At 67.8% G+C, this 14,866-nt stretch carries 14 protein-coding genes; 6 read left to right on the top strand and 8 right to left on the bottom strand.

Going from position 1 to position 14,866, the window contains the following annotated elements:
- Positions 1-196: 196 nt before the first annotated feature.
- The 5 genes from ilvC to VHC63_01830 form a co-directional block, all read right to left on the bottom strand.
- On the bottom strand, positions 197-1,222 hold the full coding sequence (ilvC, locus tag VHC63_01850; GenBank protein HVV35316.1) for a ketol-acid reductoisomerase: 1,026 nt from the start codon (positions 1,220-1,222) through the stop codon (positions 197-199).
- A 3-nt stretch (positions 1,223-1,225) separates the two neighbouring features.
- Positions 1,226-1,762 (bottom strand): acetolactate synthase small subunit, encoded by a 537-nt coding sequence (gene ilvN / locus VHC63_01845; protein ID HVV35315.1) that lies wholly within the window; start codon positions 1,760-1,762, stop codon positions 1,226-1,228.
- Complete coding sequence (locus VHC63_01840) at positions 1,759-3,591, bottom strand: acetolactate synthase large subunit (GenBank protein HVV35314.1); 1,833 nt, start codon at positions 3,589-3,591, stop codon at positions 1,759-1,761. The genes ilvN and VHC63_01840 overlap by 4 nt, the downstream gene beginning before the upstream one ends.
- 242 nt (positions 3,592-3,833) lie before the next feature.
- Positions 3,834-4,721 (bottom strand): hypothetical protein, encoded by an 888-nt coding sequence (locus VHC63_01835; protein ID HVV35313.1) that lies wholly within the window; start codon positions 4,719-4,721, stop codon positions 3,834-3,836.
- Between the two features lie 186 nt (positions 4,722-4,907).
- Positions 4,908-6,659, bottom strand: a complete 1,752-nt coding sequence (locus VHC63_01830; protein HVV35312.1) for a dihydroxy-acid dehydratase — start codon at positions 6,657-6,659, stop codon at positions 4,908-4,910.
- 23 nt (positions 6,660-6,682) lie between these two features.
- On the opposite strand from VHC63_01830, the gene VHC63_01825 reads away from it, so the two are divergent.
- From VHC63_01825 to VHC63_01810, 4 genes are read left to right on the top strand one after another with little or no spacing between them, the layout of a single operon-like run.
- Positions 6,683-7,639, top strand: a complete 957-nt coding sequence (locus VHC63_01825) for an ABC transporter ATP-binding protein (protein HVV35311.1) — start codon at positions 6,683-6,685, stop codon at positions 7,637-7,639.
- Positions 7,636-8,514 carry an ABC transporter permease gene (locus VHC63_01820; GenBank protein HVV35310.1) on the top strand — a complete coding sequence of 293 codons (879 nt, stop codon included), beginning with the start codon at positions 7,636-7,638 and terminating at the stop codon, positions 8,512-8,514. The genes VHC63_01825 and VHC63_01820 overlap by 4 nt, the downstream gene beginning before the upstream one ends.
- Positions 8,511-9,431 (top strand): ABC transporter ATP-binding protein, encoded by a 921-nt coding sequence (locus VHC63_01815; GenBank protein HVV35309.1) that lies wholly within the window; start codon positions 8,511-8,513, stop codon positions 9,429-9,431. Before VHC63_01820 ends, VHC63_01815 begins: the two co-directional genes overlap by 4 nt.
- Entirely contained in the window at positions 9,428-10,135 is a 708-nt protein-coding gene (locus tag VHC63_01810) for a hypothetical protein (GenBank protein ID HVV35308.1), read from the top strand. Before VHC63_01815 ends, VHC63_01810 begins: the two co-directional genes overlap by 4 nt.
- 123 nt (positions 10,136-10,258) lie before the next feature.
- On the opposite strand, the gene VHC63_01805 is transcribed toward VHC63_01810, so the two are convergent.
- Both VHC63_01805 and VHC63_01800 read right to left on the bottom strand, forming a co-directional pair.
- Complete coding sequence (locus tag VHC63_01805; protein HVV35307.1) at positions 10,259-10,450, bottom strand: hypothetical protein; 192 nt, start codon at positions 10,448-10,450, stop codon at positions 10,259-10,261.
- 226 nt (positions 10,451-10,676) lie between these two features.
- Positions 10,677-11,723: an aldo/keto reductase gene (locus VHC63_01800; protein HVV35306.1), complete on the bottom strand. Its 1,047-nt coding sequence runs from the start codon at positions 11,721-11,723 to the stop codon at positions 10,677-10,679.
- Between the two features lie 54 nt (positions 11,724-11,777).
- On the opposite strand from VHC63_01800, the gene VHC63_01795 reads away from it, so the two are divergent.
- Positions 11,778-12,050, top strand: a complete 273-nt coding sequence (locus VHC63_01795) for a hypothetical protein (GenBank protein HVV35305.1) — start codon at positions 11,778-11,780, stop codon at positions 12,048-12,050.
- Here VHC63_01795 and VHC63_01790 read toward each other — a convergent pair.
- Complete coding sequence (locus VHC63_01790; protein ID HVV35304.1) at positions 12,047-12,862, bottom strand: aminoglycoside phosphotransferase family protein; 816 nt, start codon at positions 12,860-12,862, stop codon at positions 12,047-12,049. The two genes, VHC63_01795 and VHC63_01790, sit on opposite strands and share 4 nt — an antisense overlap.
- 47 nt (positions 12,863-12,909) lie before the next feature.
- Here VHC63_01790 and VHC63_01785 point away from each other — a divergent pair, with 47 nt between their 5' ends.
- Entirely contained in the window at positions 12,910-14,703 is a 1,794-nt protein-coding gene (locus tag VHC63_01785; protein ID HVV35303.1) for a M3 family oligoendopeptidase, read from the top strand.
- Positions 14,704-14,866 lie beyond the last annotated feature (163 nt).

Below are 14,866 nucleotides of genomic sequence, written 5' to 3'. Positions count from 1 at the left end.
ACGGTGACGCTGTCGACCGAGATCGTCGACACGCCGTTGAGGGCGTGCGCCGGTGAGCTGAACGGCAGAACCGTGAACACAACTCCCAACAGGAGCGTGCTTAGGACCGCGGTGAATACACGGAGGGAAGTGCGCGTGTGCGACATAGGCGCAGGAGCCTATATGTCAAAGATTTTTGGTTGCCAGCGCGGCGGCGCTAGCCGCCCGAAACGTCCTTGGTGCGCGCGTTACCAGCTGACACGAAAGGCATCAGCTTGCGCAGTTCTTCGCCGACGGTCTCGATCGGGTGCGACTGGCCCGCTTTGCGCATTTCGGTGAAGCGCGGGCTGCCGGCGCGGTGCTCGGCGATCCACTCTTCGGCGAACTTGCCCGACTGGATCTCGTCGAGGATGCGCTTCATCTCGCGCTTGGTCTCGGCGGTGATGACGCGCGGCCCACGCGTGTAGTCGCCGTACTCGGCCGTCGTCGAGATCGAATACCGCATGCCGGAGATGCCCTCGGCGTACATCAGGTCGACGATGAGCTTCAGTTCGTGCAGGCACTCGAAGTACGCCGATTCGGCCGCGTAGCCGGCCTCGACCAGGGTCTCGTAACCGGCCTGCACCAGCGCCGACACACCGCCGCAGAGCACGGCCTGCTCGCCGAAGAGGTCGGTCTCGGTCTCCTCGCGGAAGGTCGTCTCGAGAATGCCGGCGCGGCCGCCGCCGATCGCGGACGCGTACGACAGCGCCAGATCACGCGCCTTGCCCGTGGCGTCCTGCGCCACCGCGATGAGGCACGGCACGCCGCCGCCTTCCTTGTACGTGCGGCGCACGAGGTGCCCCGGACCCTTCGGCGCGCACATCGCCACGTCGACGCCTTCGGGCGGATCGATGAGGCCGAAGTGAATGTTGAAGCCGTGGGCGAAGAACAGCGCGTCACCCGGCTGGAGGTTCGGGGCGATGTCGGTCTCGAACACCGACTGCTGCTCCGTGTCGGGCAGCAGCACCATGATCACGTCGGCTTCGGCAACGGCCTCGCCCGTCGGCAGCACCTTGAGCCCGGCGGCTTCGGCCTTGGCCTTGCTGCTCGAGCCTTCGCGCAGGCCGACGCGTACGTCGACGCCCGAGTCCTGGAGATTCAGCGCGTGGGCGTGGCCCTGGCTGCCGTAGCCGAGCACGGCGACCTTGCGCCCCTTGATCAGCTCGACGTCTGCGTCCTTGTCGTACAACACGGTGGCCATTTGTCAGCCCGCTTTCTTGTTCTTGAGAATCTTTGCTTCGGGTGCCTGCTTCTCTAGCTTGGCCAACGCAACCCGTCCGGTGCGAGCCAGCGCGGTGATGCCGTAGGGGCGCACGAGGTCTTCGAACCCGTCGATGGTGTCGGGCGAGCTCGTGACGCTGACCGTGACGGCGTCGTGGCCCACGTCGACGACGCGGCCGTTGAACACCTGCACGAGTTCCATGATCTCGCCCCGACTCCCCTTGCCGGTGGTGCTCACCGTCGCCAGCAGCAGCTCGCGCTCGACCGAATCATCCGGGTGCAGTTCGGTGATCTGCACGACGTCGATCAGCTTGTTGAGCTGGTTGCTGATCTGCTCGAGCGGCGTGCCCGACACGTCGACCACGATCGTGATGCGACTGAAGCGCTCGTCGTCGGTGGGCGCGACCGCCAGGGAGAAGATGTTGTAGGCGCGGCGGGCGAACAGGTTCGACACGCGCGCCAGCACGCCCGCCTGGTTGTTCACCAGCACGCTGAGCACATGGTGCTGCGGCTTGCTCACTGGACGATCCCTTCGATCGGGCCGGTGATGATCTCGTCGTTGCTCGCGCCCGCCGGGACCATCGGGAACACCTTCTCCGACGAGTCGGTGCGGAAGTCGATGACCACGGGACGGTCGTCGATCGCGTTCGCCTTGTCGATCGCCGGCTGGATCTCCTCGGGCGACTCGACGCGGATGCCGACGCAGCCCATCGCCTCGGCCCACTTGACGTAGTCGGGCAGGTCGGGCGACAGGTACACCTCGGAGTAGCGCTCCTCGTAGAACATCTCCTGCCACTGGCGCACCATGCCGAGGTAGGCGTTGTTGAGAATGGCGATCTTGACCGGGATGCGCTCGGCGCTGGCGGTGACGAGTTCCTGCGCCGTCATCTGGAAGCAACCGTCGCCGTCGACGGCCCACACCATCTTGTCGGGGCGGCCGACCTTGGCACCGATGGCGGCGGGCACGGCGAAGCCCATCGTGCCGAGGCCACCGCTGTTCACGAACGTGTACGGGTGGTTGAAGCGCCAGTACTGGCTCGTCCACATCTGGTGCTGGCCCACGCCGCTGGCAACGATGCAGTCATCCGGCGTCGACTCACGCAGGTGCTCGAGCACCATCTGGGGCTTGAGGCCCGCCCCCGGCTGCGGCTCGTCGTACTGGAGCGGGAACTTCTCCTGCCAGCCGCTGATCGTCGACTTCCACGCGCTGCGATCCGCCTGCTTGAGCTTGAGTTGCTTGGTGGCGGCGATGAGGTCTTCGATCGTGCAGCGCACGTCGCCCACGAGCGGCACGTCGGGGCGGCGCACCTTGCCCATCTCGGCTGGGTCGATGTCGGCGTGGATGATCTTGGCGTCGGGGGCGAAGGCGCCGACGCGACCCGTCACCCGGTCGTCGAAGCGGGCGCCGAGGGCGACGAGCAGGTCGGCCTTCTGCATGGCGGTGACCGCCGTGTAGTTGCCGTGCATGCCCGGCATGCCGAGACACAGCTGGTGGCCGTCGGGGAACGCGCCGCGGGCCATCAGCGTCGTGACGACCGGGATGCCCGTGAGCTCGGCGAACTCCTTGAGCGCTTCGGCGCCGCGCGACTTGAGGACGCCGCCACCGACGTAGAGCACCGGCTGGCGCGCTTCGGCGATCATGCGCGCCGCGGCGGCGATCGCCTCGGTCTCGGCGTGCATCTGCACCTTGTAACCGGGCAGGCCCGCTTCGAGTTCGGAGTCGCTCGGCCAGTACCACTCCATCGCCGAGTTCGGGTTCTTCGGATCCACGATGTCCTTCGGGATGTCGAGCAGCACCGGGCCGGGGCGGCCCGTCTGCGCGATGTGGAACGCCTCGCGCACGGCCCGGGGAATGTCCGCCGCGCTCGTCACCAACTCGTTGTGCTTGGTGACCGAACGCGTGATGCCGACGGTGTCGCACTCCTGGAACGCGTCGGTCCCGATCGCGGCGGTCGACACCTGGCCGGTGATGACCACCATCGGGATCGAGTCCATGTAGGCGTCACACAGCGGGGTGACGATGTTCGTCGCCGCCGGGCCACTCGTCACCATGGCGACGCCCGGGCGGCCCGTCACGTGGGCGTAGCCCTCGGCCATGTGACCGGCACCCTGCTCGTGGCGCACGAGGATGTGGCGGATCGGGCTGTCGATGATCGGGTCGTACACCGGCAGGATGCACCCGCCGGGCAGGCCGAAGATCGTCTCGACGCCTTCGAGCTCCAACGCTCGGATCAGTGCTTGTCCGCCGTTCATCTGTTCGGACTTCATCGGGGGTTCCTTTACTGGGGCTGAGAAAACAAAAACGGCCTCCCGAGTGGGAGACCGTGTAGCGAAGCGCGCGTTATGCAGTCGGCGTCCGCTACGTACCTACTACGAGAATTCGGCTGAACTGCGACATGGCCCCGAGAGCGTAGCGCATCCCCACCCCAATGTGAACTGGGCGCGTCAGATGCCGCCTCGCGACACCTGGCGCTCCCAGAACCCGCCGCCCTCCCGAACTGGGCGCGTCAGATGCTGCCTCGCGACACATGGCGCGCCCAGAACCCGCCGTTAGGCCGGATTGCGACACATGGCGCGCCCAGAACCCGCCGTTAGGCCGGATTGCGACGCAGCTTTCGGGCGATCTCGCGACCGTTACGCCATTGCTCGATGACTGCGTTGCGGTCGTGCCACACGTCGAACTCTTTGAACTGCTCCACGTGGAAGCCTGCGGCGTTCAACCGCTCGATTCGCTTGGCGTCGGACTCGCGATCCAGTGGCGCAGTGTGAAACAGGTCGCTCTGGATCTCGCCGATCAACGGAAGGTCGGGGTCCGTGAAGTCGACGCGCCCGATCCATGCCGCGTGATCGCCGACATCGCGCTGCTTTCGCGGCTCCGGGAAGCCGGCGTCCACGATCAATTGCAGGAACCGACCTTCGAGATTGCTCTCGGGTGGTTGCCAGTCGATCGGATGACGGACGAGATAGGCGCGCATGAAGACGGTGCCGTTCCGGCCGCGCTTGCACCACTCGGCGCTCATCGCCGCGAGGTCGGCCCCCGACGTCAGTCGACGCGCCCACGCGTTGTTGATGACCCGCTCGAGGCGCAGTTCGTGGATCTTGCCCTCGTTGGCCTTGTCGAACAGCGCCCGCGTGGGCGATACGACCGGAAGGTCGTTCAGCAACAGTCGGTGATGTTCGGGCCACAGACGAGACCGGTGATAGACGGATCGAGCGTCGATCGGCACGATCAGCTGCGGTCGATTGTGCGTCACGTGGATCGGCCGCAACTCGAACCCGGGCAGCTTCCAGAGCGCGAGGGCAGTGTCGTGCGACAGAGCCGCGCCCGCGCCGGCGTCGAAGAGCGCAATCCACGCGTCGCGTTCGAACGTCTCGGGCGCACCCGTCAGGACCAATACCCGCGGGCTCACCATCGACCACTCACCCGACCTGACGCGACGTTCGAGAAGGTGGCCAGCGAGGCCGACAGTCCGAGCCAAACGCACGCTCGTCACGCCGGCTGTCTTCGCAGCCAGTTCGCGCGCCGCTCGATCCTCTTCTCGCACGTCCCAAGTCTGTCGAGGGGGTGTAACACCGAACCCTGACCGCTGCCCTTCGTCCGGAACTGGGCGCGTGAGGCGCCGTCGAGCGACACCTGACGCGCCCAGTTCGGGGAGGTTTGTTGGTCAGTGCATGCCGGCGCCGAGGATGGCGGGAGCGGCCGTCGCCCGCATGCGGCGCAGCACGCGGGTGGTGACGGGGACGGCGTCGGGGTGGACGCCGCCGTTGCCGTCGACCGCCGCCTGCCACGCGGCGGCCCGCTCGGCGCGCACCGCCTCGTCGCGCAACTCCTCGCAGTCGAGGCGGTCGGTGTTGAGGTCGACGACGATGGTGTCGCCGTCGTGGATCAGCGCGATCGGACCCCCGAGAAACGCCTCGGGCCCGACGTGGCCGATGACGAGGCCGACGGATCCACCGCTGAAGCGGGCGTCGGTCATCAAGGCGATCGTGATGTTGCGCTGGCGGCACAGCGTCGTGATGCGCGACGTGGGGTCGAGCATCTCGGGCATGCCGGGCGCGCCGCGCGGGCCTTCGTAGCGGATGACGACCATGTCGCCGTCCTGGAAGTCGTCGGGCGACTCCTCGAGCGCGGCGATGAGCGACGCCTCGCGTTCGAACACGCGTGCCCGGCCGACGAACCGACCCTCGACGATGCCGCTCTCGACGCCGGCGACCTTCAGAATCGCTCCCCCTTCAGGCGCCACGTTGCCCGACAGCAGCCGCAGCCCACCGGTCGGCTTGAAAGGGTTTGTCAACGGCAGCACGACCTTCCCGTCGGGGGCCGGCGGGGCGAGACGCGCCACCTGCTCGGCGAGCGTCTCGCCCGTGCAGGTGATCGTCGAGCCGTCGAGCCAGCCACCGTCGAGGAGTTCCTTGACGACGACGGGCACGCCGCCGGCTCCGTCGAGGTCGTACATCGAGAACGTGCCGAAGGGCCGCATGTTGACCAGCACCGGCAGCCGGTGCGACAAGTCGTTGAACTCGGCCTGGGTCATCACCTCGGTCCACAGGTCGATGCCCGCGGCGCGGGCGATCTCGACGCTGTGGAGTGCGACGTTGGTCGAGCCGCCCATCGCCATCGCCACGGTCATGGCGTTGCGCAGCGAGCTCGGCGTGACGATGTCGCGCGGCCGGATGCCCTTGTCGGTCATCGCCCGCAGGCACTCCACGAGTTGCGCGGGGAATTCCTTCGTGCGGCGCGTGTCGTCGGACGCCGGCGAAATCATGTGCAGCGGTTCCATGCCGAGCACGCCGATGAAGGTCTGCATCGTGTTGTACGTGAACATGCCGCCGCAGCTGCCCTGGCCGGGACACGCGTGCAGCGCGACGCGCTCGCGCAACTCCGCGTCGGGATCGCCCGCGACCTGAAAGCCCGAGATGATGTCGAGGGCCTCGTTCGTCTTCGGGTCGCGACCCGGCTTGATCGTGCCGTCCGACAGGATCACCGCGGGCGCGTTGTATTCGAGTACCGCCGCCAGCGTGCCGACGGGCGGCTTGTCGCAGGCGACGACGGCGACCACGCCGGCGACGTCGTTGGCGCGCAGGTGTACGTCGGTGGCGTCGTTCACGAGCTCCCGGCCGATTAGTGAGTACCGCATGCGCTCCGTGCCGTTGAGTTGGCCGTCGGAGACGCCGAGGGTGAACGCCGGTGCGATCAGCCGCACCGGCATGTCGTCCGCCGCGATCGCCTCGGCCATCGCCTCGAACACCGCCGTGACCTTCTCCTGCACGCCGAGGTAGCACTGGCTGTCGCCGAGCGTTCCCATTACCGCCCATACCGGGTCATGAATCTTCTCGGGGCGCTGCCCCAAGAACGTTGCCGTGCCGACGCGCTGCGCGTCACGGCCGGGGTTTTCGGAGGTGAATCGGTCCGCCATGCCGTTGAGGGTAGTTTTCGGTGGTGGGCGCGGCCGACGTCGGATTCGAAGATGTCGTCGTCGCCGACGGGGTGCGCAAGCTGTGGGGCGAAACCGTCGCGCTCGACAACGCCACCTTTCGCGTCGGCCCCGGCGTCACTGGCCTGCTGGGCGCCAACGGCTCGGGCAAGACGACGACTCTCGGCTTGCTTCTCGGCATGCACGCGCCCGACGCCGGCACCCTCACCGTGCTCGGCCTCGACCCGGCGACGCAGGGTGCCGAGATCCGCGGACTCGTCGGGTACGCCCCCGAGCACGACAGCCTGCCGCCCGACGTCGCCGCCTACGAGGTTGTCACCCACCTCGCCGAGCTGCGCGGCTTGCCGCGCCGCGAGGCCGCCGGCCGCGCCAGCGACGTGCTGTTCGAACTCGGCCTCGGCGAGGAGCGCCTTCGCCCGGTCGGCACCATGTCGACGGGCCAGCGCCAGCGGGTGAAGCTGGCGCAGGCCATTGCTGCGGACCCGCAGCTCGTCCTGCTCGACGAGCCGACCAACGGTCTCGACCCGATGCAGCGCGAAGAGATGCTGCGCCTCGTGCGCCGCGTCGCCGACGAGCTCGGCATTCACGTGCTGCTGTCGTCGCACCTGCTCGAAGAAGTCGAGCGCGTCGCCGACGCCGTCGTCATCCTCGATCACGGCCGCACCGTCGCCACCGGCAACCTCGCCGACCTGGAAGCGGGCAACGGTGCGATCGAGGTCATGGTCACCTTCGACGGCGACACCGACAAGTTGATGTCGTCGTTGAAGACGAAACGCGTCAGCGCCCGCGCCCTCGAAGGCGGCGGCCGCGTGCTCGTCACGATCACCAATGGCGCGACGTACGACAAGGTGCGCGACGCCGTCGTCACCAGCAAGGTGTCGCTGCGCAGCCTGAAGCGCCAGCGCGAGACGCTCGAGGACGTGTTCTTCGCCGCCAGCGAGCCCGAGGGCGCCGAGGTATGAGCGAAGCCCGTCTCATCGACACCGGCTACCACCGCTATGACGGGCCGCGTCTCGGCGAATGGCACTCCACGGTGGCGTTATGGAAGCACACGCTGCGGCGCATCTTCGGCCTCGGTCGCCCGGCGCGCTGGAAGCTGTTGCCGATCGCCAGCGTCGCCATTGCGTATGTCCCCAACATCGTGTTCGTCGGCGTGACCGCGCTCATCCCCGACGATCGCCTGCGCAACTCCGTCCTCCCCGGCTACGCCTTCACCTACGGCTTCATCACGGCCGCTATCGCGCTGTTCGTGATTTTCGTCGCCCCCGAAGCGATCTGCCCCGATCGCCGCAGCGGCATTCTCAGCCTCTACCTGGCGACGCCGCTTACGCGGTCGCGCTACATCGCAGCGAAGGGCGCAGCGGTGTTCACCGCGCTACTGACCGTCACGCTCGGACCCGCGTTGCTGTACCTGATCGGCCTGGCGGCACAGAACGCCGGCCCGCACGGTTTCGGTAGCTTCATGTCGACGCTCGGCAAAATCGTCGTCGTGGGCGTGGTTATGGCGGCCTACTTCGCCGCCTTCTCCGTCGGCGCCAGCAGCCTCACCGACCGCAAGGCCGTGGCCGCCGCCATCATCTTCTTCTTCTCCCAGGCCGTCGGCGTCGCCACCGGCGTGCTGGTGTCGTCGTTCGACGCCCCGAAGTGGCTCGTCGGGTTCTCACCCAACGCCGCCCCGATCGGCTTTGCCGTCAACATGTTCCACCAGGGCAACAACTTCCGCATCGACAACTACATCGTTCCGATGAGCGCGTTCGCGTCGGCGGTGGCCTTGTGGGCGGTCGTTGGTGCCGCCATCGCCTGGTTCCGCTACACGCGACTGCGGGTGACGCGATGAGCGATCCGGTTGTCGAGTTCGACGGCGTTTCCAAGTTCTTCGGCGGCGTCGTCGCGGTCAGCGATTGCAGCTTCACCATCGAGCCCGGCGTCACCGCGCTGCTCGGCCCGAACGGCGCGGGCAAGTCGACGGTGATGCGGATGCTGTGCGGGCTCGCCGCTCCCTCGCGCGGCACGGTCCGTCTCCTCGGCAAGGACCCGCGCGGCGCGGTCGACGTGTTCCATCACCTCGGTCTCGTGCCCCAGCAGGAAGTCGTGCCCGAAGTGCTGAGCGCCCACGAGTTCGTGACGTTGAGCGCGGAACTGTCGCAAGTGAAGGGCGCGGAGACGGCGGCGCGGCGCGCTCTCGGCCTCGTCGAGCTCGACTCGGACGACCCGCGCCCGGTGCGCACGTACTCGAAGGGCATGCGCCAGCGGGTGAAGGTCGCCGCTGCGCTCGTCCACGACCCCGACATCATCGTGCTCGACGAACCGCTCGAAGGCCTCGACCCGCGCCAGCGCCGTCACATGATCAACCTGTTCACCCAACTCGGCGAGCAGGACCGCACCGTCATCGTGTCCTCACACGTGCTCGACGAGATCGAACGGCTGGCATCGCGCGTGCTCGTCATGGGCAAGGGTCGCCTGCTGGCCGTCGGCGACTTCCACGCCATCCGCGAGCTCATCGACGACCGACCGCACAAGCTGCGCGTCGTCACCGACAAACCGCGCGAGCTCGCCGCGGGGATCATGGCCGACGGCGGTGTCGTCGGCGTCTCGATCCTGCGCGGCAACGTGGTGGTCGACACCAGTGACGTTGCCGTGTTCCGCTCGTCGGTGGCGAGCATCGCCAAGCGGGCGGATGCCCGCCTGATGGAGGTCGTGCCGCTCGACGACGACCTCGAAAGCGTCTTCCGCTACTTGGTGGGTGCGTCGTGATCGGTCGCGTCGCCACCCTGGTCGCCCGCACGCAGCTGACGCGCGGACGGCTGATCGCGCTCATCGCCATCGGCGCCTTCGCGGTGTTCCTCGGCCTCGCCATCGGCAAGGGCACCGGCACGCGGCAAATCTCCGACACGCTCGACATGACGCAGGGCTACGGCCTGCAACTCCTCGCACCGGTGGTGTCGCTGGTGCTGGCCTCGGCCGCCCTCGGCGACTTCGTGGACGACCGCACCCTCGTCTACTTATGGCTGCGCCCGGTGCCCCGGTGGCAGATCAGCCTCGGCGCGGCGCTCGCCAGCATCGGCACCGCGCTGCCGCTCGTCGTCATCCCCGTCACCCTGTCGGCCTACCTCGGCTCGGGTGATCCGACGGTTGCGGCCGGCGCCGCCGCCGCCTCGGTCGTCGCGACGCTCGGCTACGCCGGGCTGTTCCTCGCCCTCGGGTTCAAGGTACGACGCGCGCTCGTGTGGGGCCTCGCCTACATCCTGATCTGGGAAGGCTTCCTGGCGCGATCGGTGAGTTTCTGCGCCCGGTTGTCGATCAGCGTCTACGCCCGCTCGCTACTGGCCCACATCGCCGACGGCGAACTCCCGAAGCATTCGTCGACGGCGACCGCCGCGGTGCTGTGGCCGCCGATCGTGGCGGTGATCGCCATCGTCGTCACCGCCCGCTGGCTCCAGACGACCGAAGTCGCCTGAACCGGCCCGCAACTAAAACGACCGGCCCCACTTCATTGTGGGAGCCGGTCGTTTTCTCGCTGTCTCGGACTGGAGAGGGGGAGCAGTCCGATGAGGCGGGTGATGCAGTTGCGACTTGTGCTGCTAAGCGGTGCGACGAACCATCCCGACGACGCTGTCGAGAGGGATGACACAGCGGCAGGCGCCGGCGGTAACAGCGACCTCGTCGTCGCTGCACCAGTCGACATGCCCGTCGACGAGTTGACCATCGAGGCAGGCGACCTGGACGTTGCGACCGATCATCCTGCGGGCGGTTGAACGCTGGAGTTCAAGCATGGGGTTCGCCTCCTCGGCGGGCCAAGAAATCTCTTCGATGTTTGAACTATCGGTGTTTCTTGTGCGTTCTTCTATGCCCCAACAGAGTCTTTTTTGGGTAGTTGTTGTGACTAGTCCGATTGCCGCCCAACTTGAGATCGTTGACCGAGATCTCAACCGCGTGACCACCGCAGGCGATCACTGACCGGCAGCGGCTTCGACCGGTCAGTTACTGCGGCGTGAGTGGCTAACCCGCGGCGCGGCGGCCTGCCGGGCGGCGGCGCCGGAAGGACTGGGTGAGGGAGGGAGGCGTCCAGCCGGAGTCCGCCGCGTTGAGGTTGGTGCCGGGCGGGATGAGTGCGTCGAGGGCGTCGAGGACGTCGTCGCTGAGTTCGACGGAGACGCCGGCGAGGATGTCGGTGAGTTGGTCCATCGTACGCGGGCCGATGATCGCCGCGGTCACCGCGGGATGGCTGACGACGAAGGCCATCGACAAATGCGTGAGCGACACGCCGGCGTCGGCGGCGATCTTCTCGAGGGCGTCGACGAGTTCGAGCTTGCGCTGGTTCTCGGGCAGCGAGAAGTCGAAGCGCCCCGGCACCCGCGCGGCGCGACCACCTGTGGGCTGCGGGTCGCCCTTGCGGTACTTGCCCGTCAGCCAACCGCCGGCGAGCGGGCTCCACGCGATGACGCCCATGCCGTAGCGCTCGCACGTCGGCAGCACAGAGGTCTCGATGCCGCGGGCGAACAGCGAGTACGGCGGCTGCTCGCAGGTGAAGCGTTCGCGGTTGCGGCGCTCGGCGGTCCACTGCGCCTCGACGATCTCTTCGGCGGGGAACGTCGACGAGCCGGCGATGCGGATCTTGCCTTGATGGATGAGATCGCTCAGCGCGCCGAGCGTCTCGTCGATGTCGGTGCCCGGAACGGGACGGTGGATCTGGTACAGGTCGATGTAATCGGTCTGGAGTCGCCGCAGGCTGTTCTCGACCTCCTGGATGATCCAGCGGCGCGACCCGCCCGCCATGTTCGGGTCCTTGCCCATCGGCATGTAGAACTTCGTCGCCAGCACGACGGAATCGCGTCGGCCGGCCAACGCCTTGCCAACGATCTCCTCGGACTCACCGGCGGAGTACACGTCGGCGGTGTCGACGAAGTTGATGCCGGCGTCGAGCGCGGCGTGGATGATCTTGATCGAGTCGTCGTGGTCCGGATTGCCCCACGCGCCGAACATCATCGCCCCCAAGCAGTACGGCGTGACCTGGATCCCTGTGCGGCCGATCGAGCGGTAATTCATGCGGTCCTCCGTGTCAAGACTTGAACTTTTTGTTCCGGGGCGTACACCAAACATATGAGCTATGCGTGGTCTCCTGATGAGCCCACCGTCGACGCTGCCGATGTCGACGCCTCCTTCGACGAGGACATACTCGCCCTCCACGCCGACCGCCACTTATTCGACGAACTGACGCCGCTCGAGCGCGAGGTGATCGTCAAGCGCTTCGGCCTGGAGGGCAACATCCCGCACCGCCTCCTCGACCTGGAGACGGAGCTGCACCTGAGGCGGAGCGAATTGCGGGCGGTGCAGCTCAGCGCCCTCGGCAAACTGCGCACCCACCTGACTTAGTCCGGCGCGGGGCTTGCGCCGAGGCAGGCCTCAGCCACGACGAACCAGTCGCGCATCGAACCGACTTTGTGCGGCTCGCCGAGGCCGATCAGCGCCGTGCTCACGCGTTCGATCGTCCCCCACTCCCACACCGCCTGCGGGTCACACCCTGTCGCACGTGCGAGACGCGCGCAGCGCCGCTGCGCCGCCGCCAGTGGATCACCACCGACGAGCAACTCGCTGCTCCACTCCCGCATCGGCACCGCGAGGTCGGCGGCGCGTTCGCCGACGAAGGGATCAGGGTCGATGAACTTGTAGCCGCCGTGATTGTCGGACAGCGCGTTCCACATGTGGGCGTCGCCGTGCAACACGACGGCGGTGTCGGCATCGAACGCCGCGCCGCGCGCCTCGGCGAAACCGACGGCCTCGTCGATCACCGCGCGGGCGCACGGCTCTCCGTGCTCGCGCCATTTGCGCGGCAGGAACTCGACGAACCACTCGCACTTGCGCGCCGCGGTCCACAACGACGGCGGCGGCGTCAGGCCGATGTCCCACGCCACCAGCAACAGTTCGCACAGCGCGTCGTTCCACTCGTCGACTGACCCGCCGTTGTCGACCATCTTCGGACCGAGGCGCTCCAGCAGGAACGCCTGGCGGGCGTCGTCGTGGCGCAGCAACTCGACGTACGCTCGACCGTGGCCCGCGAGGAGCACGTCGCGCTCGGCGGCGTAATCGCCTTCGGCTTCGCCCAGCGCCGGTAACACTTTCAGCACGCAGTCGCGCCCCGACTCGTCGCGCGCCGCGAACACGAGGGCCACCGTCCCACCCGTCATGCCCTCACCGAGCGTGAGACGCCACTCGTCTGCAATATCGTGCGCCAATGACGCAAGCGCTGCCGCACTGGGATCTGTCGGATCTGTACCCGTCACTCGACTCACGAGAGTACGCGGCGGCGCGTGAAGCCTTCGGCGCCGAAGTCATCCGCCTCGAAGCGCTCTTCGACGACAAGCACATTCGCGGCGGCGACGCGCTCCCGGTCGACGACGAGACCGTCGCCGCGTTCGAGGAGGCGCTCGACGGTGCCAACGGCGTGCTGAACCAGCTGCGGACGGTCAACGCCTACATCTCGTCGTTCGTCACGACCGACGCCCGCGACGACGCCGCCCAGGCCGAACTCTCCGGTCTTCAGAAGGACGCGGCGCGCCTCGGCAAGCTGCGCACGCGCCTCGACGCCTACGTGGCGCGCTTCGACACCGCCGCGCTGGTGAAGGCGTCGACCGTGGCGTCGGACCACGCGTTCCCGCTCGAGCGGGCGTCGCTGCGGGCGTCGCATCAGATGACCGAATCCGAAGAGGCGCTGGCGTCGGACCTCAGCCTCACGGGCAGCGCCGCCTGGTACCGCATGTACAGCGACGTGACGGCGCGCATCACCGTCCCCGTCGACCTGCCCGACATCGGCACCAAGGAACTGCCGATGGCCCAGGTGCGGGCGCTGGCGATGGACGCCGATCGCGCCACGCGCCAAGCCGCCTACGCCGCCGAGATCGCCGGCTGGGAGCAGTGGTCGGTGCCGATCGCCGCCGCGCTGAACTCGATCAAGGGCGAGGCGGCGACGCTCAACGCCCGACGCGGCTTTACCAACGCGCTCGAGCCGGCGTTGCTGATGAACAACGTCGAGGCCGAGACGCTTGCGGCGATGCAGGCGGCGGCGGTCAAGTCGTTCCCCGACTTCCGTCGCTACATGGACGCCAAGGCCAAGCTCCTCGGCGTCGGCGAGCACCTCGCCTTCTACGACCTGTTCGCGCCCGTCGCCAGCGGCGCCGACGCGGCGGTCGACTGGGATGGTGCCACCGCCGCAGTGCAGGACGCGTTCGGCGGCTACTCCCCCGCGCTGCGCGGCCTCGCACAACGGGCGCTGGAGGAGAAGTGGGTCGACGCCGAGATCCGCGAGGGCAAGGGCGGTGGCGCGTTCTGCATGTCGGTCGACGGCGACCGCAGCCTCGTGCTGCTCAACTTCAACGGCACCTTCGACAGCGTGCAGACACTGGCACACGAACTCGGCCACGCGTATCACAACACGCAATTGGCCAACCGCACGCCGTACCAGCGCGCCACGCCGATGGCGCTGGCGGAAACGGCGTCGATCTTCTGCGAGACGGTCATGGTCGAGCACGGGCTCAAGCACGCCGACGATTCGGCGCGGCTGAACATTCTCGAGATCGACCTGCAGGGCAGCTGCCAGGTCGTCGTCGACATCCACTCGCGCTTCTTGTTCGAGCAGGCGATGTCGGACAAGCGCAAGGAGCGTGCCCTGTCGGTGGCCGAGTTGTGCGAACTCATGGCCGACGCCCAGGCGCACACCTATGGCGAAGCGCTGTCGGTCAACCATCCCTACATGTGGGCGGCCAAACCGCACTACTACGGGAGCGCCTTCTACAACTGGCCGTACTGCTTCGGTCTGCTGTTCGGCATCGGGCTGTACGCGTCGTACCGCGAGGATCCCGACAAGTTCCGTGCCGGCTACGACGACCTGCTGTCGACCACCGGCCTCGGCAGCGCCGCGGACCTCGCGGCGCGTTTCGACATCGACGTCACCGACGAAGCGTTCTGGACGGCGTCGCTCGACGTGGTGCGCGCTCGCATCGACGAGTTCTGCCGGCTCGCCGGCGCGTGAGCTTCGAGGAGTCCTACCTCGGGCAGTTGCGCCAGGTCATCGGCGCGCGCCTCGTCCTCGTTCCCGGCGTCATGGTCGTCGCCCAGGACACCGCGGGTCGCGTGCTGCTCGGCCGCCGCGGCGACACCAACACCTGGGGCTTGCCCGCGGGTCACGCCGAGGT

This window comes from Acidimicrobiales bacterium (genome assembly GCA_035546775.1).
Classification (GTDB): domain Bacteria; phylum Actinomycetota; class Acidimicrobiia; order Acidimicrobiales; family JACCXE01; genus JACCXE01.
The sequence above is the reverse complement of the archived record's forward strand: the minus strand, read 5'-3'. Positions and strand labels throughout refer to the sequence as shown.

Coding starts and splice junctions, on each gene's coding strand:
- VHC63_01805 (HVV35307.1), bottom strand. CDS start 10,450: ATGCTTGAACTCCAGCGTTCAACCGCCCGCAGGATGATCGGTCGCAAC.
- VHC63_01815 (HVV35309.1), top strand. CDS start 8,511: ATGAGCGATCCGGTTGTCGAGTTCGACGGCGTTTCCAAGTTCTTCGGC.
- ilvC (HVV35316.1), bottom strand. CDS start 1,222: ATGGCCACCGTGTTGTACGACAAGGACGCAGACGTCGAGCTGATCAAG.
- VHC63_01790 (HVV35304.1), bottom strand. CDS start 12,862: ATGACGGGTGGGACGGTGGCCCTCGTGTTCGCGGCGCGCGACGAGTCG.
- VHC63_01820 (HVV35310.1), top strand. CDS start 7,636: ATGAGCGAAGCCCGTCTCATCGACACCGGCTACCACCGCTATGACGGG.
- VHC63_01795 (HVV35305.1), top strand. CDS start 11,778: ATGAGCTATGCGTGGTCTCCTGATGAGCCCACCGTCGACGCTGCCGAT.
- VHC63_01830 (HVV35312.1), bottom strand. CDS start 6,659: ATGGCGGACCGATTCACCTCCGAAAACCCCGGCCGTGACGCGCAGCGC.
- VHC63_01800 (HVV35306.1), bottom strand. CDS start 11,723: ATGAATTACCGCTCGATCGGCCGCACAGGGATCCAGGTCACGCCGTAC.
- VHC63_01785 (HVV35303.1), top strand. CDS start 12,910: ATGACGCAAGCGCTGCCGCACTGGGATCTGTCGGATCTGTACCCGTCA.